Source organism: Enterobacter cloacae complex sp. P13B (assembly GCF_014895915.1).
GTDB lineage: Bacteria > Pseudomonadota > Gammaproteobacteria > Enterobacterales > Enterobacteriaceae > Enterobacter > Enterobacter bugandensis.
Genome location: NZ_JADBQN010000018.1, coordinates 83,094 through 109,267 on the forward strand (window position 1 = coordinate 83,094; position 26,174 = coordinate 109,267).

Genomic DNA, 26,174 nt, shown 5'->3' on the forward strand with positions numbered 1-26,174 from the left:
ATACGCAATACTCTAACAAGTTAGAAGCGGAGAGTCCGTGACATTGAGCAGATAAAATTCCGCATTTTCACCATTGCAAAGCACGTCAAATAGTGCCAGCATTAATCACAACGAATCACGATGTGATTACTTTTGATTAAACCAGGAGTCAAAACGATGAGTAAAGTGAAAACCATTACCCGTGAATCATGGATTCTGAGCACCTTTCCGGAGTGGGGTAGCTGGCTGAACGAAGAGATCGAGCAGGAACAGGTTGCTCCTGGCACGTTTGCAATGTGGTGGCTGGGCTGCACCGGTATCTGGCTGAAATCTGAAGGCGGCGCCAATATCTGCGTCGATTTCTGGTGCGGCACCGGCAAACAGAGCCACGGCAACCCGCTGATGAAAAAAGGCCACCAGATGCAGCGTATGGCCGGCGTGGAAAAGCTCCAGCCGAACCTGCGCACCACGCCGTTTGTGCTTGATCCTTTTGCCATTCGCCAGATCGATGCCGTGCTTTCTACTCACGATCACAACGACCATATCGACGTGAACGTGGCGGCAGCGGTGATGCAAAACTGCGCGGACGACGTACCGTTTATCGGGCCGCAAACCTGCGTAGATCTCTGGATTGGCTGGGGCGTGCCGAAAGAGCGCTGCATCGTGATGAAGCCTGGCGACGTGGTGAAAATTAAAGACATTGAAATCCACGCGCTGGATGCCTTTGACCGTACCGCGCTGATTACCCTGCCGGCCGACCAGAAGGCTGCTGGGGTACTGCCAGACGGCATGGACGAGCGTGCGGTGAATTACCTGTTCAAGACGCCGGGCGGCTCCCTGTATCACAGCGGTGATTCCCACTACTCTAACTATTACGCGAAGCACGGCAACGAACATCAGATTGACGTGGCGCTGGGCTCGTACGGGGAAAACCCGCGCGGTATTACGGACAAAATGACCAGCGCCGATATGCTGCGCATGGCGGAAGCGCTCAACACCAAAGTTGTGATCCCGTTCCACCACGATATCTGGTCAAACTTCCAGGCCGACCCGCAAGAGATCCGCGTGCTGTGGGAGATGAAAAAAGACCGCCTGAAGTACGGCTTCAAGCCCTTTATCTGGCAGGTAGGCGGCAAGTTCACCTGGCCGCTGGACAAAGACAATCTCGAGTATCACTACCCGCGTGGTTTCGATGATTGCTTCACCATTGAGCCAGATCTCCCGTTCAAATCCTTCCTCTGATTGTGAGGCCATATCGCCAGACCCTGTGTCTGGCGATTTCATATTTATTTTAGTAATTTCACGCTATTTCAAATATCATCTTTTCAAATCAATTCTTATCGGAATAGCTCATGACGGAAGCGCAACGGCATCAAATTTTACTGGAACTCCTGGCGCAAACAGGGTTTATCACCGTCGAGAAAGTGATCGAACGTTTAGGGATCTCCCCCGCCACCGCGCGGCGAGACATCAACAAGCTGGATGAGAGCGGCAAGCTGAAAAAAGTCCGCAACGGCGCAGAAGCCATCAGCCAGCAGCGTCCACGCTGGTCGCCGATGAATATTCATCAGGCGCAGAATCACGATGAAAAAGTACGGATTGCCAGAGCGGCATCACAGCTGGTGAACCCCGGTGAGAGCGTCGTCATCAACTGCGGCTCCACGGCGTTTTTGCTGGGCCGTGAAATGTGCGGCAAGCCAGTGCAAATCATTACCAACTATTTGCCGCTGGCTAACTACCTGATCGATCAGGAACATGAGAGCGTGGTGATCATGGGCGGCCAGTACAACAAAAGCCAGTCCATCACGCTCAGCCCGCAGGACAGCGAAAACAGTCTCTACGCCGGGCACTGGATGTTTACCAGCGGCAAAGGCCTGACCGCTGACGGCCTGTATAAAACCGATATGCTGACCGCGATGGCGGAACAAAACATGCTCAACGTGGTGGGCAAGCTCGTTGTGCTGGTCGACAGTAGCAAAGTCGGTGAACGCGCAGGCATGCTGTTCAGCCGCGCAGAACAGATCGACATGGTTATCACCGGCAAAGGGGCGAATCCCGAGATCCTCCAGAAGCTGGAAGATCAAGGGGTGAAAGTCCTGCGCGTTTAAAGATGCTTGCGGAAAAACGCCACCGTTGCGTCCAGCGCCGCTGGCGTGATGCGGTGGCGGACGCCTGATTCCCACAAACAGGTCAGATTAGCGTCCAGTCCTTCATTCTTTAACGCCTGCTGCAGGCGGAAGGTTCCATCGGGCGGGACAACATCGTCCGCATCACCGTGCCATAGCAGCAGCGGGCGATCGGCCAGGCGCGGCAATGCCCGGGTCACTTCCCACTCTGCCAGCATCGGCATAATTTCCGTTAAATCCTGAGGGGGGAAAAGCGTCTTCGCCAGCGAGGTAAAATAGCCCGAGCCCATCAGACAGGCAACAGACCGCACGTCAGGATGGTGCGTCATAATCCCCAGCGCCGTCATGCCGCCCATCGACGCCCCGGCCACCGCCAGCCGATTATCGGCCACCAGCCCAGCCTCATAGAGCGCATCGCGCAACCCGGCAAACTCGGTCAGGCTGCCGTGCAGAATGTGCCAGAACTGCCCCAGTCGCGCCCGCTCATTGCCCGTAAAGCGCGCGCCGTGGTCAGGCGCATCCGGCATTACCACGCGAAAACCTGCCTGAGCCAGCGCCACTGCAAAATAACTGTAAACCAGTTTCGATGAGGTAAACCCATGATAAAAAACCACAACAGGCAGCGATTTATCACGTTTTCCTGCCGGCACAGCGTGTAAAATTTCATGGTCGCCGAGATGGCGTATTTCAATTTCAATCATTGTCGACCCTGTACGAATGAATGATTCATAATGTTGAGAACTGGATTACGGTTTGACGCTATTTTCATTCGAAAATTACGTCCCAGATAACACTTCGGGAACATTCCCCCAAAACTAAATTCGCAGACAACTACACTATGGCTAACAGGAAACGAGATATGGTTATGCACAGGTTTGCTGCTTTATTGCTGGTGTTTCTGCTCAGCGGCTGTAGCGCACTGCAGGGTACACCGCAACCCGCTCCCCCGGTTGCCGATCATCCGCAGGAGATTCGTCGTAATCAGACGGAAGGATTACAGCGAATGGGCACCGTCTCCGCGCTCGTTCGCGGTTCGCCGGATGACGCAGAAGACGCAATAAAGGCACAAGCCGTCGCTGCCAAAGCAGATTATTACGTCATTATTATGATCGACGAAACCATCATAACGGGACAGTGGTATTCACAAGCCATTTTGTACCGGAAATAATGGTTTACCTTTGAACGACATTTACACTGCTTTGCGTCCATAGACATTTTCCTGTCCACAATAAACTCCATGCCAGCGACAAGGAATGGGAGTTTATTCGCGAAGGATTGCCCGGCGGATACCGGAAATATGTGAAATGGAGCTGACGATGAAACGAACTCTTGCTTTGACCTCTCTGTTGCTCTCTGCAGGCCTGGTGAGCACCACCGCGCAGTCAGCAGAATTCGCCAGTGCGGATTGCGTAACAGGTCTGAATGAAATAGGCCAGATCTCCGTCAATAACATTCCGGGGAGCCCGCAAGACGTTGAACGTATCGTGGCATTAAAGGCCGATGAACAGGGCGCGTCATGGTATCGCATCATCCAGATGCAGGAAGATAACCATATCGACCAGTGGCGGGTACAGGCCATTCTCTACGTATAAATCCTTCCTGATAAAAGCCACTTATTTTTAGTGGCTTTTCGTTTTTGCAAATTTTTTATCTAATTTAAAACCACTCTAAAACAATAAAATAACATTTTGTTACATTAATTCAGTAAACGTAATCTCCGCTCTGCCGTTGAAGAACCATACCTTTTCAATGATGAGCAATTTATGATCAATGTTTTCCGCCGTGCGGGCCTTGGAACAAAGCTGTCGCTGCTGACGGGCGTCAGTGTCGCCACGCTGTTTCTGCTTTTCACTTTCCTGCTCAGCCAAAAAGCCAGCCAGCAGCTTGAAGCCCTCGCGGTCGAAGATCTGCATAATCAGTCCACCGGTATGGTCGACATGGTGCAGATGTTTAATACCAGCCTGAGCGAAGAAGTCGAAAGCTACACCAGACTGTTTACGACATTTCTGCCTCAGCCGTTTAGCGTCGATACTCAGCAGACCCGGACCATAAACGGGCTCGCCGTTCCCCTGCTGAAAGGGGGCGACGCTGAACTCCATGAAAATACAACGTTTTCTGATGATTTTCTGAGCCGTACGGGAGCGATCTCAACGCTGTTTGTTCGCAGCGGTAACGACTTCATTCGCGTTGCCACCTCCCTGCGCAAAGAGAATGGCGATCGCGCTATGGGGACGGTTCTGGACACGAGCAGCCCGGCGTTTGCCTCCGTCACGAAAGGCGAGGTGTACCGCGGCCTGGCGCTCCTGTTTGGCAAGCGCTACATAACCCAGTACCAGCCCGTGAAGAACAGTGAAGGTCAGGTTATCGGGATCATCTTCGTTGGGGTGGATATCACTCACTCCTGGAATGTCATGCGCGAGAAAATCCTCAACCGCCGCCTGGGCGAGAGCGGGCACTTCTTCGTGCTGGACCGCAGCAACGGCAAAACGCGCGGTCAGTATCTGTTCCACGCCAGCGAAGAGGGAAAACAGCCGAAGTGGGATAGCGCCACCCAACAGCAGCTGTTGAGCGATTCCTCAGGCACGCTGGAACGCGTAAGCGACGACGGTCGCACGCTGAAAATGGCCTATACGCCGCTGCCCGGCTGGAACTGGACCATCGTCGGTGAAGTGGATAAATCAGTCCTGCTCTCAAGCGTTAACGCCATGCGCGACCGTTTCCTGCTGGCCGGCGTAGCGTTGTCCGTCCTCTTCGCGGGCCTGTTTGTGGTGCTTATTCGCCGGATGCTGACCCGTCCGCTGCGTAACGTGATTGACCTTGCCCGCCAGTATGCCGCGGGCGATCTACGCTCCAGCCTGCCCGTGACCCGCCAGGACGAGGTTGGCCAGCTGGTTGAAGCCATTAACGGTATCGGCGATGGGCTACAAAAAATTGTCCTGCAGGTCCGCGAGGCCGCGGGCGAGATCCATCTGGGCACCAATGCGCTGGCCTCCGATACCGGAGACATCTCCGAGCAGATCAACAAGCAGGCCAGCAGCGTTGAAGAGACCTCCGCCAGCATGGAGCAACTGGCCGCGACCGTGCAGCAAAATGCCGCCAACATGGAGCAAACGCAGCAGCTGGTAGGTGAAACCTCGCGCGCGGTTCATCAGGGTGGTGAAACAGTGACCCATGCGGTTGCCACCATGGACGACATTCGCGAAGCGTCAAAACGTATCGAAGACATCACCCGCGTGATCGAGTCCATCGCGTTCCAGACTAATATTCTGGCGCTGAATGCGGCGGTAGAAGCGGCACGCGCAGGCGAGCATGGAAAAGGTTTTGCCGTGGTCGCGCAGGAAGTTCGCGCCCTGGCAGGTCGAAGCGCCAACGCGGTGAAGGAGATTGAACATCTGATTGGCGATACCCTGCGAAAAGTGGGCGAAGGCCACGCGCTGTCTGAACAGACGCGTCTGGCGATGGATTCCATCATCGTTCATATCGACAACATCAGCCAACTGGTCACGGAGATTAACCACGCGTCACGCGAGCAGTCCGCGGGGATCGGCCAGGTCAATCTTGCCATGACCCACATTGGCGAAGCGTCGCATATCAATGCCGATCGCATCTCACGCAGCGAGCAAACCGCACGCACGCTGCGCGAGAAAGGGTCACACCTTACCCAGCTGGTCAGCCTGTTCCAGCTTAAACGCTAGCCAACCCTGCCCGTGGCGCGCAGCAGCAGATCGCTTTGCACCTGCACATTCATGAGCGTACCGCCACGGGTATCCAGCATCATGCGGCACCACGCCTGCGCCACGGGCGGCGATGCGTGCCGCAGCATCTGGCTGCCGGCCCCCAGCAAAAAGAGCTGCTGAGCGATCTCCCTCCCCTGCGCCTCCTGCGGTTTACGCAGCTTTTGCTGAAGCTGCCGCCAGCTGCGGTCAAAGTGTCTGTCCTGTCCTTTGACCTGGGCAAACTCGTCGGCAAGCAGGTCGTGGATACCTGACTGCTTCGCCAGCACCCGCAGCACGTCCAGGCACATGATATTGCCCGATCCTTCCCAGATGCTGTTCACCGGCATCTCGCGATACAGGCGTGGAAGTTCATTCTCCTCGCAGTACCCGACGCCGCCGAGTGCCTCCATCGCCTCCGCCACGAACGGAATGCCCGCTTTGCACACGCTGAATTTTGCGGCCGGGGTAAAAAGCCGCGCCCAGGCGGCCTCCTGCGGGTCGGTGCGGTTATCCCACGCCCGGGCCAGACGGAACAACAGCGCCGTATGCCCCTCCAGCACCAGCGCCATACGGCTCAGCACTTCACGCATTAGCGGCTGATCGATAAGATTTTTGCCGAAGGTCTGACGCTGATGGGCGTGGTACAGCGCCACGGAAAGCGCCCGGCGCATTAGCCCGTGGCTGCCCAGCGCGCAGTCGAAGCGCGTCAGCCCGCCCATCTTCAGGATTTGCCGCACGCCTTCTCCCTCTTCACCCAGCAGCCAACCGGAGGCATCGAGGAACTCCGCCTCGCTGCTAGCGTTCGAGCGGTTGCCGAGCTTGTCTTTCAGACGTTCCAGCCGTACGGCGTTGCGCTGTCCGTCGGGTAAGAAACGCGGGACAAAGAAGCATGACAAACCGCCTTTCGCCTGCGCCAGCACCAGATGCGCATCGCTCTGCGGCACGGAGAAAAACCACTTGTGGCCCACCAGACGGTAGCTGCCGTCGCTGCATTTTTCCGCTCTGGTGGTGTTGCTGAGCACGTCCGAGCCGCCCTGCTTTTCCGTCATTCCCATGCCGATCAGCAGGCCGCGCTTTTGCCCACCCGGCGCGAGATGGGGATCGTAACGGTCGCTCATCAGCGGCGTTAACCATTCATGAAACGGTTTGGGCAGCGACTGCTGCAACAGCGGCGTGGCGGCGAAGGTCATGGTCACCGGGCATAACGTCCCCGCTTCTACCTGAGCATGGAGCACGAAGCGCGCGGCCCTGGCGACGAAAGAACCTTTTCGTGCCTCTTCCTCCCATGCCAGATTATGTACCCGGTTAGCGCAGAGCCCCTGCATCAGCAGGTGCCATGCCGGATGAAAGCGGACGTCATCCAGCCGCTCTCCCGTGGGGTCGTAGCGTAATAGCTCCGGCGGATTCACGTTCGCCAGCCTGCCCAGCTCCAGCGACTCCGCCGTGCCTAACTGTTGTCCAATGCTGGCAAGAAGATCCATATCCCACTCGGCACCCTCGCGCGCAACCGCGTCGCGCAGGGCGCAGTCAGAGAGGAAAAGGTTGCTGTTAGAGAGTGGGGCTGGTTGATTAAAAACGGTATGGGTCTGCCAGTGCATGCTGTCTCCCTCCTTCAGTGGCAATGAAGGTAAGTATGGACAGACCGTATGAACGCTGCATGGGAGTGAGGTCACACGATGGCGATCCCGCTGATATCATTCGTGAAATAGCTCACAGAACATAAGAATAAACTATTTCATTACTTCTCTTATGTTGAATAATTTATTCTTAACCCGTCTTTGTGAGGATCGTTATGCAACAGGATGCGCACAAGCGAGCATTAATTGCAGGCTCCATTGGTAACTTTATCGAGTGGTATGAGTTTGCGGTCTACGGTTTTCTGGCGACCGTGATTGCGAAGAACTTCTTCCAGCTTGAGGGAGAGGCGGGACTGACCAGTCTGATCCTCACCTGGGCCTCGTTTGCCATTGCCTTCTTCTTCCGTCCGCTGGGTGCGGTGGTATTTGGCCGCATTGGTGACAGGATAGGCCGAAAACCGACGCTGATTATTGTGCTGGCGCTAATGACGCTCGCCACCACGGCCATCGGCATCGTTCCCGTCTACGCCAGCATCGGCATTGCTGCGCCGCTGATCGTTACGCTGCTGCGCATCCTGCAGGGCCTGTTCGCGGGCGGCGAGTACGGCGGTGCGGTCTCACTGATGACGGAGTTCGCCCCGCGCGGCAAGCGCGGTCTGTACGGCGCGTGGCAGTCCTTTACCGTGGCGCTCGGGCTGTTAGCGGGCGCAGGTATTGTCGCGCTGCTCTCTGCCCTCCTCACGCCTGAAGCCCTGCACGACTGGGGCTGGCGCATTCCATTCTTCCTTGCCCTGCCGATGGGCGCGGTTGCGCTGTGGCTGCGGGTGAGCATGGAAGAGACGCCGAGCTTTGTGCAGCAGAAGGAAAAAGCGGTCATTGCTCAGGCCAGTACTTCCGCCACGCTCAAAACCATCCTGATGGGCATTGGCCGCGTGATGGTCTGGTCCGCGGCGGGGTATACCTACCTCGTGATCATGCCGACCTATCTGCAGTCTGCGCTGCACACCGGGTTTAATCAGGCGCTGCTGATAGCGGTGATTTCTAACATTGGGTTTGCGCTCACCATCATTCCGTCGGGAATGCTGAGCGACAGGATCGGGCGGCGAACGGTGATGATTATCGCCACCGTGCTCCTGCTGATCCTCGCCCTGCCGCTGCTGAAAATTTTGCAGGCGGAATCCAGCACGATGGCGGTCAAAGCGATTGTGGTGCTGATTGCGGGCGGTCTGGTAGGGATGCTGGCAGGGCCGGGGCCGGCGATGCTGTCTGAGATGTTCCCGACGCGCGTGCGCTATACGGGACTGGGGCTGGCCTATTCGTTATCGAACGCGATTTTTTCGGGCTGTGCGGGGTTAATCATTACCGGGCTGATTAAGCAGACGGGCAACCTGGACATTCCGGCCTATTACGTGATGGCAACGGCGGTGGTGAGTATTTTCGCGCTGATGACGCTCAGGAAGGATGACCATTTACGGTCGTTAGAGGAGTGAGGTTGTCACCGTCTGGCGCCCTCACCCCGGCCCTCTCCCACGGGGAGAGGGAGAAAACACTAAAGGCCGTCCTTTGGACGGCCTTGCTGTTTATTCTCCGCGCTGGCGCACCGCTTCAAACAGGCAGATACCCGTTGCAACGGAAACGTTCAGAGACGACACGCTGCCCGCCATCGGGATGCTGATCAGCTCGTCGCAGTGCTCGCGCGTCAGACGACGCATGCCTTCACCTTCCGCCCCCATCACCAGCGCCAGACGGCCGGTCATTTTGCTCTGATACAGAGTATGATCCGCTTCGCCCGCGGTACCGACGATCCAGATATTTTCTTCCTGCAGCAGACGCATGGTGCGCGCCAGGTTGGTCACGCGGATCAGCGGAACGTTTTCCGCCGCGCCGCAGGCCACTTTCTTCGCCGTCGCGTTCAGTTGGGCAGAGCGATCTTTCGGTACGATCACCGCGTGCACGCCCGCCGCATCCGCGCTGCGCAGGCACGCGCCGAGGTTATGTGGATCGGTGACGCCATCCAGAATCAGGAAAAACGGGTTTTCCAGCGCGGCAATCAGATCCGGCAGATCGTTTTCCTGATACTGACGGCCCGGCTTCACGCGGGCAATGATCCCCTGGTGCACCGCGCCTTCGCTTTTCTCATCCAGGAACTGGCGGTTCGCCAGCTGGATCACCACGCCCTGCGCTTCCAGCGCGTGGATCAGCGGCATCAGACGTTTGTCTTCACGACCTTTCAGAATAAACACTTCCTGAAAACGCTCCGGTGCGCGCTCGAGAAGGGCCTGCACCGCGTGGATGCCGTAAATCATTTCACTCATTGATGGTTCTCGTAATAAATATTTCCCCTCTCCCGGTTGGGGAGAGGGTCAGGGTGAGGGGAGAATTACTCCGCCTGCTTTTTCTTGGCTGCGCGCTTTGCTTTTGTCGCGGCAGCGATTTTCTGCGTCTTCGCGGAAGGCTTTTTCGCTGAGCGAGCCTCTTTCTTCGCCGCCTTTGGCTTCTGTTTCTTCTCGCCGCGGAACGCGCTGTCCGGCTCGAAGTTTACCTTTTTGCCCGCCTGGCGACGTTTACCGCTCGCTTTGCCGTTTCCGCCTTTTTTCGCCCTTTCACGCTCGGTTTTACCGACGTTACGCGGCGCGCGCTCGCTGGAGATCAGGCTGAAGTCGATTTTACGGTCGTCCATATTCACGGCTTCGACCTTCACTTCCACGCGATCGCCCAGACGGTAGGTCTGGCCGCCTGATTCGCCAATCAGACGCTGACCGACCTGGTCGAAGCGGTAGTAGTCATTATCCAGGCTGGAGACGTGCACCAGACCGTCGATAAACAGCTCATCCAGACGCACGAAGAAACCAAAGCCGGTCACGCTGGCAATCACGCCCTTAAAGACGTTGCCCACCTGATCCAGCATAAAGTCACACTTCAGCCAGTCCGCCACGTCGCGCGTCGCTTCATCCGCACGGCGCTCGGTCATGGAACAGTGCTGACCCAGTTGCAGCACTTCGTCCATGGAGTAGTGATACCCACCGGTTTCAGTCGTGTTGCCTTTATGGCCCTGCTCGTGCGCCAGCAGATACTTGATCGCGCGGTGCAGTGACAGATCCGGATAACGGCGGATCGGCGAGGTAAAGTGCGCGTAAGACTGCAGCGCCAGGCCGAAGTGCCCCCGGTTTTCCGGATCGTAAATCGCCTGCTTCATGGAGCGCAGCAGCATCGTCTGCAGCATTTCCGCGTCAGGACGATCGCTGATGGATTCCAGCAGTTCGGCGTAATCGCGTGGCTCAGGCTTATTACCGCCAGGCAGCTCCAGGCCGAGCTCAGCCAGCACGGAGCGGAACGACGTAATGGCTTCCGTGGTCGGCTTATCGTGAATACGGAACAGCGCAGGTTCTTTGGCTTTCTCAACGAAGCGTGCCGCCGAGATATTCGCCAGAATCATACACTCTTCGATCAGCTTGTGCGCATCGTTACGCTGGGTCTGTTCGATACGCTCAATGCGGCGCTCGGCGTTGAAGATAAACTTCGCTTCTTCGCTCTCAAAGGAGATCCCGCCGCGCTCTTCGCGCGCCTGCTCCAGCGTTTTGTAGAGGTTATGCAGCTCTTCAATGTGTTTAACCAGCGGCGCGTACTGCTCGCGAAGGTCCTGGTCGCCCTGCAGCATATGCCAGACCTTGGTATAGGTCAGACGCGCGTGCGAGCTCATTACCGCTTCGTAGAATTTGTAGCCCGTTAAGCGCCCTTTGGTGGAGATGGTCATCTCACATACCATACAGAGACGGTCAACCTGCGGGTTCAGGGAGCACAGGCCGTTGGAGAGCACTTCCGGCAGCATCGGTACCACCTGCGACGGGAAGTAGACCGAGGTACCACGGCTGCGCGCTTCGTTATCCAGCGGCGTGTGCGGACGAACGTAGTAGCTTACGTCAGCAATGGCCACCCACAGACGCCAGCCGCCGCCGCGTTTTTTCTCGCAGTAGACCGCGTCATCGAAGTCGCGAGCGTCTTCACCGTCAATGGTGACCAGCGGCAGACTGCGGAGATCCACACGGCCCGCTTTGGACTCTTCCGGTACTTCTTCGCGCAGGTTTTCGATCTGCTCTTCGACCGCTTTCGGCCAGACGTACGGAATTTCATGGGTACGCAGCGCCATATCGACGGCCATGCCGGTGCCCATGTTATCGCCCAGCACTTCGACGATTTTACCGACCGCTTTGGTGCGACGGGTCGGACGCTGGGTGAGTTCAACCACCACCACAAAGCCCATACGCGCGCCCATCACCTCTTCAGGTGGGATCAGAATATCGAAGCTCAGACGGCTGTCGTCCGGCACCACGAAGCCTACGCCCGCATCGGTAAAGTAGCGGCCCACAATCTGGCTGGTTTTTGGCACCAGCACGCGAACCACGCGTGCTTCGCGGCGGCCTTTACGGTCTGCACCCAGCGGCTGCGCCAGGATCTGGTCGCCGTGAATGCACATTTTCATCTGTTCGGATGAGAGGTAAAGGTCGTCCTTACGGCCTTCCACGCGCAGGAAGCCAAAGCCATCGCGGTGACCTATGACGGTCCCTTTCAGCAGATCGAGGCGTTCCGGCAGCGCGTAGCACTGGCGGCGGGTAAAGACCAGTTGCCCGTCACGCTCCATCGCGCGCAGGCGGCGGCGAAGGGCTTCAATTTGCTCTTCACCTTCAATATTTAATTCAACGGCAAGTTCTTCACGATTGGCGGGTTTTTCGCGTTTTGTTAAGTGTTCAATGATGAACTCGCGGCTGGGGATAGGATTCGCGTATTTTTCGGCTTCGCGTTCCTGGAAAGGATCTTGTGACATGTCGGTTCCTCCGTTGTCAGCTCCGGTGGAAATTTTCTTCATTCCACCAGCAATAATTTATAAAGCGGTTGATTCTCTTCAACCAAATCGGCCAGCGTGTAGTTATCCAGTTCCTTGAGAAAACTTTGCACGGCCTTTGAAAGCGCCTGTTTCAGGCGGCAAGCGGGCGTAATGTGGCAGAACGCGCTGCTGCAGTTCACCAGAGACAAGGGCTCCAGCTCGCGTACCACATCCCCGATACGAATACTCTGTGCCGGTTTACCAAGACGGATCCCTCCATTCTTCCCGCGGACGGCAGCAACGTATCCGGCACGGCTAAGTTGATTGATTATTTTGACCATATGATTACGGGATACACCGTATACCTCTGTCACTTCAGAGATACTGGTCATCTTCCCTTCGGGTAACGACGCCATGTAAATCAGCGCGCGTAAGCCGTAATCGGTGAAACTTGTTAACTGCACATCAACCTCAGGAAAAAGGGAAAACGCGGTCAAACCGCAGAGATATTCATTAATGATGATAAACCAGCCAGATAGTTAGCGGCTAATTTATTTGACAGACGGGGCGAAAAAGCGGAGATCCAGGAGCGGTCGCCGGTTGGCGCTACGCTTATCCGGCCTACGGGTCTCCCCGCAGGCCAGCAGTCACGAAGATTATGCGTCGAACGGGTCGCGCAGGATCATCGTTTCAGTACGATCCGGGCCGGTAGAAATAATATCGATCGGCACTTCGGTCAGTTCTTCAATGCGCTTGATGTAATCCAGCGCCGCCTGCGGCAGGCCGCTACGCTCTTTCACACCGAAGGTGGTCTCAGACCAGCCCGGCATGGTTTCGTAGATTGGCTCAATGCCTTCCCAGTCGTCAGCAGCCAGCGGAGTGGTGGTCACTTCGCGGCCATCTGGCATACGGTAACCTACGCAGATTTTCACTTCTTTCAGGCCGTCCAGTACGTCCAGCTTGGTCAGGCAGAAGCCAGACAGGGAGTTGATCTGCACTGCGCGACGCACGGCAACCGCATCCAGCCAGCCGGTACGACGACGACGACCGGTGGTCGCACCAAACTCGTTACCCTGCTTGCACAGGAACTCGCCGGTTTCATCAAACAGTTCGGTCGGGAATGGACCCGCACCTACGCGAGTAGAGTACGCTTTGATGATGCCCAGAACGTAATCCACATAACGTGGACCCAGGCCAGAGCCGGTCGCCACGCCACCCGCGGTGGTGTTAGAAGAAGTAACGTACGGATAGGTACCGTGGTCGATGTCCAGCAGCGTACCCTGCGCACCTTCGAACATGACGAAATCGCCACGCTTGCGCGCCTGGTCCAGCAGATCGGACACATCAACAACCATACCGGTCAGAATGTCTGCAATCGCCATGACGTCATCCAGCACTTTCTGGTAGTCAACAGCGTCAGCTTTGTAGAAGTTCACCAGCTGGAAGTTGTGATATTCCATCACTTCTTTCAGTTTTTCAGCGAAGGTCGCTTTGTCGAAGAGGTCACCGACGCGCAGACCGCGACGTGCAACTTTATCTTCGTAAGCCGGGCCGATACCACGACCGGTGGTGCCGATCGCTTTCGCGCCACGCGCTTTTTCACGCGCCACGTCCAGCGCCACGTGATAGTCCAGGATCAGCGGGCAGGCTTCGGAGAGCAGCAGACGCTCACGAACAGGGATACCACGGTCTTCCAGACCTTTCATCTCTTTCATCAGCGCAGCAGGAGACAGCACAACGCCGTTACCGATGATGCTGGTGACGTTTTCGCGAAGAATGCCTGATGGAATAAGATGGAGGACGGTTTTTTCACCGTTGATTACGAGAGTATGGCCTGCGTTGTGACCGCCCTGGTAGCGTACAACATATTTAGCCCGTTCAGTCAGAAGATCGACAATCTTCCCTTTACCTTCGTCACCCCATTGGGTGCCCAGTACGACGACGTTGTTACCCATTTTTTTCAAAATCACCGTTTGCTTAAAAATGGATTCTACCATCGCTTTTTCAGATATACAGCACTTTTTGACCTTAAAATACGCCAATTGCGGCTAGTTTTTGATCAGCCAATCGTTTTCCTCAACATGTAGTAGATAACGATACCGGCAACCACAAGACCGCCGCCGAAACGACGCAAAATATTATCCGGTAGCTGGCTCATGGTCGCGATCATACGACGCCATGCGCGCGGATAGAGCATCGGGCCGAGACCTTCCAGCACCAGAACCAGGGCCAGCGCGAGCCAGATCGTTGAATTCATTTTTCATCCTTATAAAAGAAAACCACCGCTCCGTTGGGAGCGGTGGTTTGAATACTCAAACGAGCCTGAGTTTATCGCGTTGCGTTGGTCGGCGTCTTCATATAACGGAAGAAATCGCTGTCCGGGCTGAGCACCATCACGTCCTGGTTGCTCTTAAAGCTATTCTCATAAGCGCGCAGGCTACGGATAAAGGCGTAGAAGTCTGGATCCTGGCTGAATGCATCGGCAAACAGCTTCGCCGCTTCCGCATCGCCTTCGCCGCGCAGGATACGGCCCTGACGCTCTGATTCCGCCAGCGTCTTGGTCACTTCATAGTCCGCTGCCGCACGCAGTTTTTCAGCCTCTTCCTGACCCTGTGAACGGTGACGACGGGCTACCGCTTCACGCTCGGCGCGCATACGGTTGTAGATCGCCTCGGACACTTCCGCTGGGAGGTTGATCTGCTTGATACGCACGTCAACCACTTCGATACCCAGCGCCGCCATACTGTTCGGGTTGATCACCGGCACTTTACCGTTGGTTTCAGCCTGAACGCGTTCGGCCGCTTTAGCAATCGCGTCATCCGCTGCTGGCGTCGCCACTTCGTCTTCGGTGCCCGCTGTACCGGAGTTCAGCGCATCGCGCACTTCCAGGGTCAGACGACCGCGGGAGTCGGTCACGATGTCTTTCACATCAAGACGACCAATTTCAGAACGCAGACGGTCAGAGAACTTACGTTTCAGCAGCACTTCTGCCTGAGACACGTCACCGCCGCCCGTTGCCAGGAAGTAGCGGCTAAAATCGCTGATGCGCCATTTGATGTAAGAATCAACGATCAGGTCTTTCTTCTCTTTAGTCACGAAACGGTCGGCCTGGTTATCCATGGTCTGGATACGCGCATCAAGCGTTTTCACAGACTGAATGAACGGCACCTTGAAGTGCAGGCCCGGCTCGTAAATCACCGGACGTTTGTCGCCATCACGCACGACGCTGCTGAACTGAAACTTGATCCCACGCTCGCCCTCTTTCACCACAAAGATCGAGGTATACAGCACGACCAGTACGATGACGATGATCGCAATAACTGACTTACGCATCCTTATTCCCCCTGACGCTGGTAGTCGTTACGCTGCGCGTTAGCACGGCGTTGGTCCATAATGTCACCATCGTTCGAAGAAGGCGTTGTGTTCGCGCTGGAGCTGCCTGATGAGGCTGGCGGCAGACGCAGCAGGTTGTTCGCTCCGCTGGTGTCTTTCGCTGCCGGTGCAGAACCGCCTTTCAGCATCTGATCCAGCGGCAGAACCATCAGGTTTCCGCCTTTGCTGTCGTTAACCAGCACTTTGCGGGTGTGGCTCAGCACTTTTTCCATAGTCTCGATATACAGACGCTCGCGGGTAATTTCCGGGGCGGCTTTGTATTCCGGCAGGATGCGCGCGAAGCGAGCCACTTCACCCTGAGCTTCCAGGATGGTCTGGGTCTTATACGCTCGCGCCTCTTCCAGAATACGCTGCGCCTGGCCGTTAGCACGCGGCTGAACTTCGTTGGTGTACGCTTCTGCTTCGCGGATGTACTGCTGTTCGTTTTCACGGGCAGCAATCGCATCGTCAAACGCGGCCTTCACCTCTTCCGGCGGACGTGCAGCCTGGAAGTTGACGTCCAGCAGGGTGATACCCATGTTGTACGGACGAATCGTCTCTTCCAGCTCGCGCTGGGTATCGCTACGAATAACGGTACGACCTTCGGTCAGGATGCGGTCCATGGTGTATTTGCCGATCACACCACGCAGGGCGCTGTCGGTCGCCTGACGCAGGCTGTCATCGGCGCTGGTCACGCTAAACAGATAACGCTCAGGATCGGTCACGCGGTACTGCACGTTCATCTCAACGCGCACCACGTTTTCGTCAGACGTCAGCATCACGCCGGAGGCGGCCAGTTCACGGACGGACTCCACGTTTACCGCAGTCACATCGTCAATGAAGGTCGGCTTCCAGTTCAGGCCCGGCTCAACCAGATGGCTGAACTTACCGAAACGGGTGACCACGCCGCGTTCTGCTTCTTTAATGGTGTAGAACCCGCTGGCTGCCCAGACGATCACCAGCCCGGCAGCAACGATGCCCACCAGGCGGCCACCTAATTGCGGGCGCGGTCCCTGGCTGGAACTGCCACCCGAGCCAGAACCTTTTCCTCCGCCAAGGCCACCAAGCTTTTTGCTCAGCTTGCGGAAGATATCATCCAGATCCGGCGGCCCCTGCTCGCGACCACCTTTGTTGCCATTTCCCCCAGAGTTGCCGCCTTGATTATTGCTGCTTCCCCACGGGTCGCGGTCTTGTCCGTTATTACCGGGCTGATTCCACGCCATGTATATGCTCCATATTTGTTATGCAAGGGCGAATTTTTCAGGCTTCCCCTTTCTGATCAGACGATATAGTCCGCCAGCGCAGGTTCTTGTTTACAGAGGCGACGCCAGTCAACGATCGGCATACGCACCTGCATCCCCACGCTGCCGTCATCCTCCATCCACTCTTTTTCTATCGCCTGAAGCTGATAAAACCGGCTGCGCAGCCTGCCTTCCTGTGGCGGCAGTCGCAGCGTGTGCTGAGCTACCTCACCGGAAAGACGTTCTGTCAAAGCCTGGAAAAGCAGTGGCACACCGATTCCGGCCTGAGCAGAAAGCCAGACCCGAATCGGTTTGTTCTCTTCATCACGGTCGATACGCGGTTCGAAATCCTCCAGCATATCGATCTTATTCATCACCATCAGGGTGGGAATTTCGTGGGCGTCAATTTCTTCCAGCACCACGTTCACCGCGTCGATGTTCTCCTGCACGCGTACGTCAGCCGCATCAATCACGTGCAGCAGCAGAGTCGCCTGACGCGTCTCCTGCAACGTCGCCTTAAACGCCGCCACCAGATCGTGCGGCAGATGGCGGATAAACCCTACGGTATCCGCCAGCACTGTTTCACCCACGTCTGCAACGTCAATGCGGCGCAGCGTCGGGTCCAGGGTCGCAAACAGCTGGTCTGCAGCATACACCTGGGCCTCGGTTATCTGGTTAAACAGGGTGGATTTACCGGCGTTGGTATAGCCCACCAGCGACACCGTGGGGATGTCGGCTTTGGTTCGCGCCCGACGCCCCTGTTCACGCTGTTTCTCGACACGTTCAAGACGTGAGAGGATCTGGGTAATACGGCCACGCAGCAAACGGCGGTCGGTTTCGAGCTGGGTTTCACCCGGACCGCGCAAACCAATCCCGCCTTTTTGTCTTTCAAGGTGGGTCCAGCCACGCACCAGACGCGTCGCCAGATGGCGCAACTGCGCCAGCTCAACCTGCAGTTTCCCCTCGTGGGTACGGGCACGCTGAGCAAAAATGTCTAAAATCAATCCCGTGCGATCGATAACACGGCACTCGCAGAGAGCTTCCAGGTTGCGCTCCTGGGCTGGAGACAGCGCATGATCAAACAACACGACTGACGCGCCGGTTGCTTTTACGGCATCCGCAATTTCTACTGCTTTACCTTCACCAACAAAATACTTTGGGTGCGGCGCTTTACGGCTACCGGTAATCACCTGCATTGCTTCGACACCGGCGGAAGAGACCAGAGATTCAAACTCCTGGAGGTCTTCCATATCTTTGTCTTGCGAAAAATAGATGTGTACCAGCACCGCCTGCTCACCGGCATCATAACGGTCAAACAAGCGTAAACCTCTCTAAAAAGATCAGCGGGGAACGCAGGATCCCTGGCTCCCCGTGTGGATAACAGCTAAAACCTTATTCGGTCTCGTCGCTGTCCTGCGCAGGAGCAGAAGAACCCTGCGCGTTGCTGCCATGATGGTAGTTACTGCCTGTGCCGCCGCCAGCGTTATTGCTGTGATGAGAGACCGGACGGGACGGAACAACAGTAGAGATAGCGTGCTTGTAGACCATCTGGCTGACCGTGTTTTTCAACAGGATCACGAACTGATCGAAAGACTCAATCTGACCTTGCAGCTTAATACCATTCACCAAATAAATAGAAACTGGAACACGTTCCCGACGCAATGCGTTCAGGAACGGATCTTGTAAAGATTGCCCCTTAGCCATTCTATCTTTTCCTTATATGCTTGTTTTGTACTTAGAACCTTGCGATTCTGAAAAATTGCGCACGATACGTCTCAATTGTACACATTCAGTGGGCGATATCACCAACAACCTCAATCACATCGTTTAACGCCTGTTGCGGTTTTTCACTGTCTAACCAGTGAACCCCCTCCCAACCGCGCAACCAGGTGATCTGGCGCTTCGCTAACTGTCTCGTGGCGCAAACACCTCGATAAACCATTTCATCGTATGAAATCTCACCTTCAAGATACGACCACATCTGGCGGTATCCCACACAACGAACGGAAGGCATATCCGTATGCAAATCTCCACGGGCAAATAGCGCCCGCACTTCTGCTTCAAAATCTGAAGCCAACATCTGATGAAAACGCTGCTCAATTCGTTGATGGAGCAGTTCACGGCTCGCCGGGGCGATGGCGAACTGATGCACCTGATAGGGCAGAGCGTCTCCTGACGTTTGCGTCAGTTCCGTTAAAGTTTTACCCGAAATGAAAAAAACTTCCAGTGCCCGGGAAAGCCTTTGCGGATCGTTTGGATGGATTCGCGCCGCCGCAACCGGGTCAATCTCTGCCAGTTGCTTATGCAATGCGTCCCACCCCTGCTCTGCCGCCTGCTGCTCAATCTTTGCTCTGATTTCAGGATCTGCAGAAGGTAAGGGTGACAAACCTTCGAGCAGCGCCTTGAAGTAGAGCATGGTTCCGCCAACCAACAGCGGTATACGCCCCGCCGCCGTTATCTCGGCCATCTCAGCCAGGGCGTCCCGGCGGAAATCCGCTGCGGAGTAAGCCTCTGCCGGGTCGAGAATATCCAGCAAACGGTGCGGTGCCGCACGCAGTTCGTCTGCGCCGGGCTTCGCCGTGCCGATGTCCATCCCTCGATAGATGAGGGCGGAATCAACGCTAATCAACTCTACAGGCAAAACTTTACGTAACTCAATGGCTAACGCTGTTTTGCCAGAGGCCGTTGGGCCCATTAAAAAAATTGCCTTTGGCAGGCTCGCCTTGCTTACGTCAGTCATGTTTCAGGGCGGTCATCGCCGTTTTTAAATCAACAGGTTGTAATAACCCACCCGGCGGCGCTTTCACCAGCTGTGGGCAGAGGCGTTCCACCTCCGCCAGCACGGTAATCGCCTGCGCCATACTCCACGGTGAATGTTCGCTGGCCAGATGGCGGGCGATCCACTGCGCGGTGTTGGCAGCCTCCAACGATGTTTGCTGCGCCAGGTAGCCTATCAGTTCAGGAATCAAGTTTTGTAAATTTTGTTGGCGTAAGGGTAAAGGCACTGCGCGAATTGTCACATGTTGTGGTTCGAGCACAATTTCAATGCCCATTTGCGCCAGCTGGGCCTCTGCACGCTGCAATACCCTTGTTTCTTCAGCGGATATTTTCAGGCGAACCGGGATCAATAACGGCTGCGCACAGGCCGCATGTTCCCCCGGCGTCAGTTGCGCCTGCTTGAGCCAGCGTTCGGCAACCGGCAGCGCCAGAAGCAGCAGTTTGCCGTCGCGCTCAAGCAGGGCCATATCCGGTGCGATAATCGTCAGTACCCGGCCAAAACTCTGGCTATGGCCTTCAAGGGAAGGTGTCGCCACCGAAACGTGCTCTTTGCGCTCGACTGCGGGCGTTTCCAGCAGCTTACGGTACAGCGCCCCCTGCTGCTTCTGATAGCCGGGCTGAGCGTTCGGGTAGTTCACGCCCGTCGGACGCGGCGCGGCTCCTGCAGAGGAGAAACGCGGGGCGTCTGGTTCACGCGCGACGGCAGGCTCCGCAAAATGGTTGCGGCCCGCAGCAACACGGTTTTCCGGAATGGGGCGCGGTGCGGAGTCTTCTTTTTCCAGCGGCAGCGTGGGTTCAAGCTGCTGTTGCAGCACGCTCAGCACGCCCTGGTAGATAAAATCATGCACCAGACGCGACTGATGGAAACGCACTTCATGCTTGGCAGGATGGACGTTGACATCCACCTGATGCGGGTCGATCTCCAGATAAAGCACAAAGGCCGGTTGCTGATCGGCCCCCAGCTTGTCTTCGCAGGCCTGGCGAATGGCGTGGTTAATGAGGCGGTCGCGCATCATGCGGCCGTTCACGTAGCAATACTGAATTTCAGAATACGCCGCGCTACTGGCGTTCGGATCGGCCACCCAGCCGCGTAAAGCCAGATCGCCGTGCTGCCACTCGATAGCCAACGCCTGCTCCAGGAACGGCGTCCCGCAGATAGCGCCTAACCGTCGCTCTTTCTGACCACCTTCAGCCACCGCGCGGTACTGGCGCATCACCTTGCCGTTATGGCTGAGGTTGATGGTGACGTCGAAACGGGCGAGCGCAATTCGGCGGATGATCTCGTCGATATGACCGAACTCGGTTTTTTCGGTACGCATAAACTTGCGGCGGGCGGGAGTATTGTAGAACAGGTCCAGAACTTCCAGCGTAGTACCGACAGGGTGCGCCGCGGGTTTGACCGTGACGTCCATATCCCGCCCTTCAGCGTAGGCCTGCCAGGCTTCCTGCTGTTCAGCGGTGCGGGAGGTCAGCGTTAAACGAGAAACCGAGCTGATACTGGCCAGCGCTTCGCCGCGAAAACCGAGGCTGATAATCGCTTCCAGGTCATCCAGAGAGGCAATTTTACTGGTGGCATGACGCGCCAGCGCCAGCGCCAGCTCCTCTTTTTTGATGCCGCAGCCGTTGTCGCGAATGCGGATAAGCTTTGCGCCGCCGCGTTCGATATCAATATCAATGCGGGTGGCGCCCGCATCGAGGCTATTTTCAACCAGCTCCTTCACCACCGACGCAGGGCGTTCCACCACCTCACCGGCGGCGATTTGGTTCGCGAGCTGCGGCGGCAGAACCTGAATCGGCATGAAATCTCCTTAATTTGTGGCGGTCAACCCACCCGGCTGCGCGGCGCTGGCCGTCTGGGCTGCTCCGCCCTGCGGCGCGGACTGCAGAGGATGCGCCTCAAAATATTTACGTAAACCGTTATAAATCGCTTCGGCAATTTGCTGCTGATAGCTGTCGCTGCCCAGCAGGCGCTCTTCACTGTTATTGCTGATAAAGCCCGTCTCTACCAGAATTGACGGAATATCCGGCGAGCGCAGAACGCCCAGGCTCGCATGTTCAGGGCGGCGCTTATGCAATGCCCCGATGCCCTGCAACTGGTTCAATACGTTAGTGGCGACATCATACCCGACGCGCTGAGAATGACCGAATTGTAAATCCAGCACCGCCTGGCTGAGGTATGGGTCAGACTGGCTGTTTGCCAGCACATCACCCGCGCCGCCTAACAGTTCAGACTGTTTCTCATGCTCTTCCAGCCAGTTGGCCATTTCGCTGTTTGCCCGGCGGTTCGACAGGACCCATACCGAGGCGCCCGTCGCGTTACGGTTCGGTGCGGCATCCGCGTGAATGGAGACCAGGAAATTGGCGTTTTGTTTGCGCGCCACGTCTGAGCGGCCCATCACAGAGATAAAATAGTCGCCGTCGCGGGTTAGTACGCCTTTAAACATCGGATCATCGTTTAACAGCGTCCGCAGCTTGCGGGCCACCGCAATAGTGACATTTTTCTCTCGCGTGCCGCCCGGGCCAATCGCTCCAGGATCCTGTCCACCGTGCCCGGCATCAATGGCGATAATCACTTTGTCACCGCTGACCGTACGCCGTGCGCTGACCGCCGGACGCGTTACCGTGTTACTGCTGGTTGCCGCGGTGATGCGATCGTTCTGCGATTTAAACGGATTACGCGCAGGTTCCGATGGGCGAGGCGTATACACCGGCTCTTCCACGCGTTTCGCGACAACCGGTGGCGGCGGAGGCGGCGGAACATCGGCATTGATGGTGAAGACCACCGTATAGTTCGCCCCGTTTTGCTGCTTCACCGCCTTCGTTTTGCCCTTTTCGGTCAGATCGACCACCAGGCGCAGTGACTGGCTGTCCTGAGGGGTACCCGAGCGGATACTTTTCACCAGGTTGTTACCGCTGAACCGCAGCGGTAGCCCCTGGATCACGCCTGTCTGTTTGATATCCAGCGCCACGCTGTGGCTGTCTGGCTGTGAAAACGCGTATTCAGGGTCGCCCATAAAGCTGAACGTAATCCGCGCCTGGCTTTCGCCGTTTGACACCTGAATATCCGAAAGGCTTGCCGCCCCGGCCTGCGCGCACAGCAGCACCGTCGCAGCCAACACCCAACCTTTAACGCGACTAATCATCCCGTCATCCCTACTCTTAACCGGCGAGACGCGCCAGTAAGGAACACCCTGATGAGGAAACCGCACTGATGCGAGCCTCACGCCCTTGAGCCTGGTAATCTAAGTGAATTTCGACATCCGGGTCAGGCAGCACACCCGCACCTTGTTGCGGCCACTCCACCAGGCAGATGGCGTCGTTGGCAAAATAATCACGGATCCCCATAAATTCCAGCTCCTCAGGATCCGCAAGGCGGTATAAATCAAAGTGGTACACCATAAGATTGTCGAGGGTGTACGGCTCGACCAGCGTGTAGGTAGGGCTTTTCACGTTCCCGTTATGCCCTAACGCCTGCAAAAAACCCCGGCTGAAGGTGGTTTTACCCGCACCTAAATCGCCATACAGATAAATGACGGTTGCCCCCTGACAGGCCTGCGCCACGCGCTTGCCGAGATCTAAAGTGGCTTGTTCATCAGGTAAAGGAATCGCTCGATTAGTCATTTTCTACGTCAATCACATCCGGGTTAACAACACGCCGCAGCGTGCAAAAGAGATCGGTGGCCAGCATACCGCGTGTCCCCTCCCGCGCAGCAAGCCTGTCAGCTGCCGCGCCGTGGGCCACGCAGCCCGCACAGGCTGCATCATAAAGGGGAAGTTTCTGTCCAAGCAATGCGCCGATGATGCCTGAAAGCACATCGCCCATACCGCCGCTCGCCATGCCCGCATTTCCGGCATCAATAATGCCCTGCGTCTCGTCACTGGCGACAACGGTTCCTGCCCCTTTCAAAACGGCAACACCTCCGTAACGTTTTACCAGACGCTGAGCAGAAAGTAAGCGATCGCTTTCAATTTCTGCCACGCTGCAGTTAAGCAGGCGCGCGGCTTCGCCGGGGTGTGGCGTCAGAATGCGATTGTGACGCTTATCCGGATTTATTGCCAGAAGGTTAAGCGCGTCGGCATCCCACAGCATCGGTTTACGAAAATTCTCGACCTTTTGCAGGGCCTGTTTACCCCATGTCTGTTGCCCAAGCCCGGGACCAATAACCACCACATCCGCCCATTCGAGGCTTTCTTCCAGCGTCTGGGGCGTAAGCTCATGGACCATCAGTTCCGGTCGGGCTGTGATGATTGGCGCAATATTTTCAATGCGAGTGAGTACTCGCACTAACCCGGCACCGCTGCGAAGTGCCGCCTCACCGGTCATGCGAACCGCTCCTGCCGTACCGCGATCGCCACCAATAATCACCAGTCTGCCGTTGTCGCCCTTGTGAGACGTTGGGCGGCGCGGCGGAAGCCACTCTTTTAGCTGCGAGGAATCAAAGCGCGACAGGAGCGTTTCCTGTCCAACGAGCCAGCTCTCCAGCCCCAGCGCGTTATGGTGCAATACGCCGACCACATCCCGCGCTTTTCCGGTTAACAGGCCCGGCTTCAGAGCGATAAAGGTCACGGTGTGCGCAGCCTGAATAACGGCGCCAGGCGTCGCGCCGGTCTGCGCGATCAGGCCCGACGGAATATCCAACGCGATTACCGGTGCAGAGTACCCGTTAGCGTGTTCAATAAGCGCGGCAATGTTTTCGCGAGGCGCGCTGCGTAGCCCGGTCCCCAGCAGACCATCAACAATCAGATCAACATCTTCCGGCCAGACGATATCAGGAGCATGAATCACGCCGCCTGCGTTCAGCCATGCCTCCCGCGCCGCGCAGGCCTCTTCCGGCAGGGGCTTATCACTCTCCAGCGCCAGCAGGGTAACGCGGAGACCGGCTGCAACGGCAAGACGCGCAACGACGTAGCCGTCGCCGCCGTTATTGCCGTGCCCGCACAAAATCAGCCAGTGAGTGGACTGCGGGTACGCGCTGCGGGCAACGTTAAACGCCGCCTCTCCCGCGCGCTGCATCAGTTCATAAAGGGTAATGCCGAGACTGTCTGCGGCCTCTTTTTCGGCGCGCCGGAGGTCGTCCGCATGCCAGATGGAATGTGGTATACTTGCGGGGTTTTTCTTCACCGTATGGTCCGTCATGTCACAGCCCCTCGATCTCAATGAATTAGCGCAAAAAATAAAACAGTGGGGTGCTGAGCTTGGCTTCCAGAAGGTAGGCATTACCGATACCGACCTCTCTGCCAGCGAGCCAAAACTGCAGGCCTGGCTGGACAAACAATACCACGGCGAAATGGAGTGGATGGCGCGTCACGGCATGATGCGCGCCCGTCCACATGAACTTTTACCGGGTACACTACGCGTCATCAGCGTGCGCATGAACTACCTGCCTGCCAACGCGGCCTTTGCGCGCACGCTAAAAAATCCCTCCCTGGGTTACGTCAGCCGGTACGCTCTGGGACGTGATTACCATAAGCTTCTGCGTAACCGCTTAAAAAAACTCGGGGAAACCATTCAGCAGCACTGTGATTCGCTGAATTTTAGACCCTTTGTCGATTCCGCGCCTGTTCTTGAGCGCCCGATCGCCGAAAAAGCCGGACTTGGCTGGACAGGTAAGCACTCACTTATCCTGAGCCGCGACGCCGGATCGTTCTTCTTCCTCGGTGAGCTGCTGATAGATTTACCCCTGCCGGTAGATGGCCCGGTGGAGGAAGGCTGTGGCCGCTGCGTGGCCTGCATGACCATCTGCCCGACGGGCGCCATCGTTGAGCCTTACACCGTTGATGCCCGCCGCTGTATTTCATATCTCACCATCGAACTCGAAGGGGCGATCCCGGAAGAATTCCGACCGCTTATCGGCAACCGGATCTACGGCTGCGACGACTGCCAGCTGATTTGCCCGTGGAACCGCTATTCACAGCTGACGGACGAAGAGGACTTCAGCCCCCGTAAAGCGCTGCATGCGCCACAGCTTATTGAGCTGTTCGCCTGGACCGAAGCCTGGTTCCTGAAGGTGACGGAAGGTTCCGCTATTCGGCGTATTGGCCACCTGCGCTGGCTGCGAAACGTGGCCGTCGCGCTGGGCAATGCCCCGTGGGATGAAGCGAATATTCAGGCGCTCGAAAGCCGTAGAGGTGAGCACCCACTTCTTGATGAACACATAGAATGGGCGATTGCGCAGCAAATCGAGAAGCGAAATGCCTGCGTGGTCGAGGTGCAGCTTCCTAAGAAACAGCGGCTGGTTAGGGTGATTGAAAAAGGGCTTACGCGGGATGCGTGATATATTCACAGCCTGTGAATAAAAATAAAAACTCAAGCACCATCTGGACTTGAGAAGAGGTCAAGTGATCTCAATAACATTTTGAAATGAAATTTTATCCAATTAATACAGTGACTTGGGAAGATATTATTCACCCTGCTAACTTTCTGCACGGTTTGGGTAAAGCGCGAATTCTGTGGATAACTCTGTTTACAAGAGTATTTCAGGTGCAATAGAAAACGTCCCCAGCGCGTCTTTTCGCTGTGGATATTTTAGAGATGAAGAAGAATTTGGAGCGGGAAACGAGAC

At 56.5% G+C, this 26,174-nt stretch carries 23 protein-coding genes; 7 read left to right on the plus strand and 16 right to left on the minus strand.

Annotated features, from left to right (window positions below):
• Positions 1–156 precede the first annotated feature (156 nt).
• Together ulaG and ulaR are read left to right on the plus strand one after the other, a co-directional pair.
• On the plus strand, positions 157–1,221 hold the full coding sequence (gene ulaG, locus IM273_RS09825) for an L-ascorbate 6-phosphate lactonase (protein WP_006810379.1): 1,065 nt from the start codon (positions 157–159) through the stop codon (positions 1,219–1,221).
• A gap of 110 nt (positions 1,222–1,331) precedes the next feature.
• Positions 1,332–2,087: an HTH-type transcriptional regulator UlaR gene (ulaR, locus tag IM273_RS09830; protein WP_024907324.1), complete on the plus strand. Its 756-nt coding sequence runs from the start codon at positions 1,332–1,334 to the stop codon at positions 2,085–2,087.
• On the opposite strand, the gene yjfP is transcribed toward ulaR, so the two are convergent.
• Complete coding sequence (gene yjfP / locus IM273_RS09835) at positions 2,084–2,806, minus strand: esterase (protein WP_047366981.1); 723 nt, start codon at positions 2,804–2,806, stop codon at positions 2,084–2,086. The two genes, ulaR and yjfP, sit on opposite strands and share 4 nt — an antisense overlap.
• A 137-nt stretch (positions 2,807–2,943) precedes the next feature.
• Between yjfP and bsmA the strand changes: the two genes are divergently transcribed.
• From bsmA to IM273_RS09850, 3 genes are all read left to right on the plus strand, one after another.
• On the plus strand, positions 2,944–3,273 hold the full coding sequence (bsmA, locus tag IM273_RS09840) for a biofilm peroxide resistance protein BsmA (RefSeq protein WP_028015263.1): 330 nt from the start codon (positions 2,944–2,946) through the stop codon (positions 3,271–3,273).
• 136 nt (positions 3,274–3,409) lie between these two features.
• Entirely contained in the window at positions 3,410–3,697 is a 288-nt protein-coding gene (yjfN, locus tag IM273_RS09845; protein WP_032644956.1) for a DUF1471 family protease activator YjfN, read from the plus strand.
• A gap of 171 nt (positions 3,698–3,868) precedes the next feature.
• Positions 3,869–5,800 (plus strand): methyl-accepting chemotaxis protein, encoded by a 1,932-nt coding sequence (locus IM273_RS09850; protein WP_045259635.1) that lies wholly within the window; start codon positions 3,869–3,871, stop codon positions 5,798–5,800.
• Here IM273_RS09850 and IM273_RS09855 read toward each other — a convergent pair.
• Positions 5,797–7,419 carry an isovaleryl-CoA dehydrogenase gene (locus IM273_RS09855; RefSeq protein WP_047366978.1) on the minus strand — a complete coding sequence of 541 codons (1,623 nt, stop codon included), beginning with the start codon at positions 7,417–7,419 and terminating at the stop codon, positions 5,797–5,799. The genes IM273_RS09850 and IM273_RS09855 overlap by 4 nt on opposite strands.
• A gap of 194 nt (positions 7,420–7,613) precedes the next feature.
• On the opposite strand from IM273_RS09855, the gene IM273_RS09860 reads away from it, so the two are divergent.
• The gene (locus IM273_RS09860; protein WP_193051142.1) at positions 7,614–8,888 is read left to right on the plus strand and encodes an MFS transporter; all 1,275 of its coding nucleotides are present in this window, start codon (positions 7,614–7,616) and stop codon (positions 8,886–8,888) included.
• Positions 8,889–8,978: 90 nt separating this feature from the next.
• Here the strand turns inward: IM273_RS09860 and rlmB are convergent, their stop codons facing one another.
• The 14 genes from rlmB to nnr all read right to left on the minus strand — a co-directional run bounded on the left by rlmB (position 8,979) and on the right by nnr (position 24,748).
• The gene (gene rlmB / locus IM273_RS09865) at positions 8,979–9,713 is read right to left on the minus strand and encodes a 23S rRNA (guanosine(2251)-2'-O)-methyltransferase RlmB (RefSeq protein ID WP_041911487.1); all 735 of its coding nucleotides are present in this window, start codon (positions 9,711–9,713) and stop codon (positions 8,979–8,981) included.
• A gap of 65 nt (positions 9,714–9,778) precedes the next feature.
• Complete coding sequence (gene rnr, locus IM273_RS09870) at positions 9,779–12,220, minus strand: ribonuclease R (RefSeq protein ID WP_028015257.1); 2,442 nt, start codon at positions 12,218–12,220, stop codon at positions 9,779–9,781.
• 38 nt (positions 12,221–12,258) lie between these two features.
• Positions 12,259–12,684 carry a nitric oxide-sensing transcriptional repressor NsrR gene (gene nsrR / locus IM273_RS09875; RefSeq protein WP_028015256.1) on the minus strand — a complete coding sequence of 142 codons (426 nt, stop codon included), beginning with the start codon at positions 12,682–12,684 and terminating at the stop codon, positions 12,259–12,261.
• A gap of 192 nt (positions 12,685–12,876) precedes the next feature.
• The gene (locus IM273_RS09880) at positions 12,877–14,175 is read right to left on the minus strand and encodes an adenylosuccinate synthase (RefSeq protein ID WP_006178975.1); all 1,299 of its coding nucleotides are present in this window, start codon (positions 14,173–14,175) and stop codon (positions 12,877–12,879) included.
• A gap of 104 nt (positions 14,176–14,279) precedes the next feature.
• Complete coding sequence (locus IM273_RS09885) at positions 14,280–14,477, minus strand: DUF2065 domain-containing protein (protein ID WP_003855996.1); 198 nt, start codon at positions 14,475–14,477, stop codon at positions 14,280–14,282.
• 71 nt (positions 14,478–14,548) lie between these two features.
• Positions 14,549–15,553 carry a protease modulator HflC gene (hflC, locus tag IM273_RS09890; protein WP_028015255.1) on the minus strand — a complete coding sequence of 335 codons (1,005 nt, stop codon included), beginning with the start codon at positions 15,551–15,553 and terminating at the stop codon, positions 14,549–14,551.
• Between the two features lie 2 nt (positions 15,554–15,555).
• Entirely contained in the window at positions 15,556–16,815 is a 1,260-nt protein-coding gene (gene hflK, locus IM273_RS09895) for an FtsH protease activity modulator HflK (protein WP_028015254.1), read from the minus strand.
• A gap of 56 nt (positions 16,816–16,871) precedes the next feature.
• Entirely contained in the window at positions 16,872–18,152 is a 1,281-nt protein-coding gene (hflX, locus tag IM273_RS09900) for a ribosome rescue GTPase HflX (protein ID WP_193051144.1), read from the minus strand.
• Positions 18,153–18,225: 73 nt separating this feature from the next.
• A complete protein-coding gene (hfq, locus tag IM273_RS09905) occupies positions 18,226–18,537 on the minus strand; it encodes an RNA chaperone Hfq (RefSeq protein ID WP_013095287.1) in 312 nt (103 codons plus the stop codon).
• A gap of 85 nt (positions 18,538–18,622) precedes the next feature.
• On the minus strand, positions 18,623–19,573 hold the full coding sequence (gene miaA, locus IM273_RS09910) for a tRNA (adenosine(37)-N6)-dimethylallyltransferase MiaA (RefSeq protein WP_028015253.1): 951 nt from the start codon (positions 19,571–19,573) through the stop codon (positions 18,623–18,625).
• Complete coding sequence (gene mutL, locus IM273_RS09915) at positions 19,566–21,410, minus strand: DNA mismatch repair endonuclease MutL (RefSeq protein WP_028015252.1); 1,845 nt, start codon at positions 21,408–21,410, stop codon at positions 19,566–19,568. The genes miaA and mutL overlap by 8 nt, the downstream gene beginning before the upstream one ends.
• A 9-nt stretch (positions 21,411–21,419) precedes the next feature.
• A complete protein-coding gene (amiB, locus tag IM273_RS09920; RefSeq protein WP_028015251.1) occupies positions 21,420–22,754 on the minus strand; it encodes an N-acetylmuramoyl-L-alanine amidase AmiB in 1,335 nt (444 codons plus the stop codon).
• A gap of 16 nt (positions 22,755–22,770) precedes the next feature.
• Positions 22,771–23,232: a tRNA (adenosine(37)-N6)-threonylcarbamoyltransferase complex ATPase subunit type 1 TsaE gene (tsaE, locus tag IM273_RS09925; RefSeq protein ID WP_028015250.1), complete on the minus strand. Its 462-nt coding sequence runs from the start codon at positions 23,230–23,232 to the stop codon at positions 22,771–22,773.
• On the minus strand, positions 23,225–24,748 hold the full coding sequence (gene nnr / locus IM273_RS09930) for a bifunctional ADP-dependent NAD(P)H-hydrate dehydratase/NAD(P)H-hydrate epimerase (protein WP_193051146.1): 1,524 nt from the start codon (positions 24,746–24,748) through the stop codon (positions 23,225–23,227). The genes tsaE and nnr overlap by 8 nt, the downstream gene beginning before the upstream one ends.
• Here nnr and queG point away from each other — a divergent pair.
• Complete coding sequence (gene queG / locus IM273_RS09935; RefSeq protein WP_028015248.1) at positions 24,747–25,886, plus strand: tRNA epoxyqueuosine(34) reductase QueG; 1,140 nt, start codon at positions 24,747–24,749, stop codon at positions 25,884–25,886. The genes nnr and queG overlap by 2 nt on opposite strands.
• Positions 25,887–26,174 lie beyond the last annotated feature (288 nt).

Excerpts from the sequence above, each read along its gene's own strand:
- ulaG (WP_006810379.1), top strand. The coding sequence starts at position 157 with ATGAGTAAAGTGAAAACCATTACCCGTGAATCATGGATTCTGAGCACC.
- ulaR (WP_024907324.1), top strand. The coding sequence starts at position 1,332 with ATGACGGAAGCGCAACGGCATCAAATTTTACTGGAACTCCTGGCGCAA.
- yjfP (WP_047366981.1), bottom strand. The coding sequence starts at position 2,806 with ATGATTGAAATTGAAATACGCCATCTCGGCGACCATGAAATTTTACAC.
- bsmA (WP_028015263.1), top strand. The coding sequence starts at position 2,944 with ATGGCTAACAGGAAACGAGATATGGTTATGCACAGGTTTGCTGCTTTA.
- yjfN (WP_032644956.1), top strand. The coding sequence starts at position 3,410 with ATGGAGCTGACGATGAAACGAACTCTTGCTTTGACCTCTCTGTTGCTC.
- IM273_RS09850 (WP_045259635.1), top strand. The coding sequence starts at position 3,869 with ATGATCAATGTTTTCCGCCGTGCGGGCCTTGGAACAAAGCTGTCGCTG.
- IM273_RS09855 (WP_047366978.1), bottom strand. The coding sequence starts at position 7,419 with ATGCACTGGCAGACCCATACCGTTTTTAATCAACCAGCCCCACTCTCT.
- IM273_RS09860 (WP_193051142.1), top strand. The coding sequence starts at position 7,614 with ATGCAACAGGATGCGCACAAGCGAGCATTAATTGCAGGCTCCATTGGT.
- rlmB (WP_041911487.1), bottom strand. The coding sequence starts at position 9,713 with ATGAGTGAAATGATTTACGGCATCCACGCGGTGCAGGCCCTTCTCGAG.
- rnr (WP_028015257.1), bottom strand. The coding sequence starts at position 12,220 with ATGTCACAAGATCCTTTCCAGGAACGCGAAGCCGAAAAATACGCGAAT.
- IM273_RS09880 (WP_006178975.1), bottom strand. The coding sequence starts at position 14,175 with ATGGGTAACAACGTCGTCGTACTGGGCACCCAATGGGGTGACGAAGGT.
- IM273_RS09885 (WP_003855996.1), bottom strand. The coding sequence starts at position 14,477 with ATGAATTCAACGATCTGGCTCGCGCTGGCCCTGGTTCTGGTGCTGGAA.
- hflC (WP_028015255.1), bottom strand. The coding sequence starts at position 15,553 with ATGCGTAAGTCAGTTATTGCGATCATCGTCATCGTACTGGTCGTGCTG.
- hflK (WP_028015254.1), bottom strand. The coding sequence starts at position 16,815 with ATGGCGTGGAATCAGCCCGGTAATAACGGACAAGACCGCGACCCGTGG.
- hfq (WP_013095287.1), bottom strand. The coding sequence starts at position 18,537 with ATGGCTAAGGGGCAATCTTTACAAGATCCGTTCCTGAACGCATTGCGT.
- miaA (WP_028015253.1), bottom strand. The coding sequence starts at position 19,573 with ATGACTGACGTAAGCAAGGCGAGCCTGCCAAAGGCAATTTTTTTAATG.
- mutL (WP_028015252.1), bottom strand. The coding sequence starts at position 21,410 with ATGCCGATTCAGGTTCTGCCGCCGCAGCTCGCGAACCAAATCGCCGCC.
- amiB (WP_028015251.1), bottom strand. The coding sequence starts at position 22,754 with ATGATTAGTCGCGTTAAAGGTTGGGTGTTGGCTGCGACGGTGCTGCTG.
- tsaE (WP_028015250.1), bottom strand. The coding sequence starts at position 23,232 with ATGACTAATCGAGCGATTCCTTTACCTGATGAACAAGCCACTTTAGAT.
- queG (WP_028015248.1), top strand. The coding sequence starts at position 24,747 with ATGTCACAGCCCCTCGATCTCAATGAATTAGCGCAAAAAATAAAACAG.
- nnr (WP_193051146.1), bottom strand. The coding sequence starts at position 24,748 with ATGACGGACCATACGGTGAAGAAAAACCCCGCAAGTATACCACATTCC.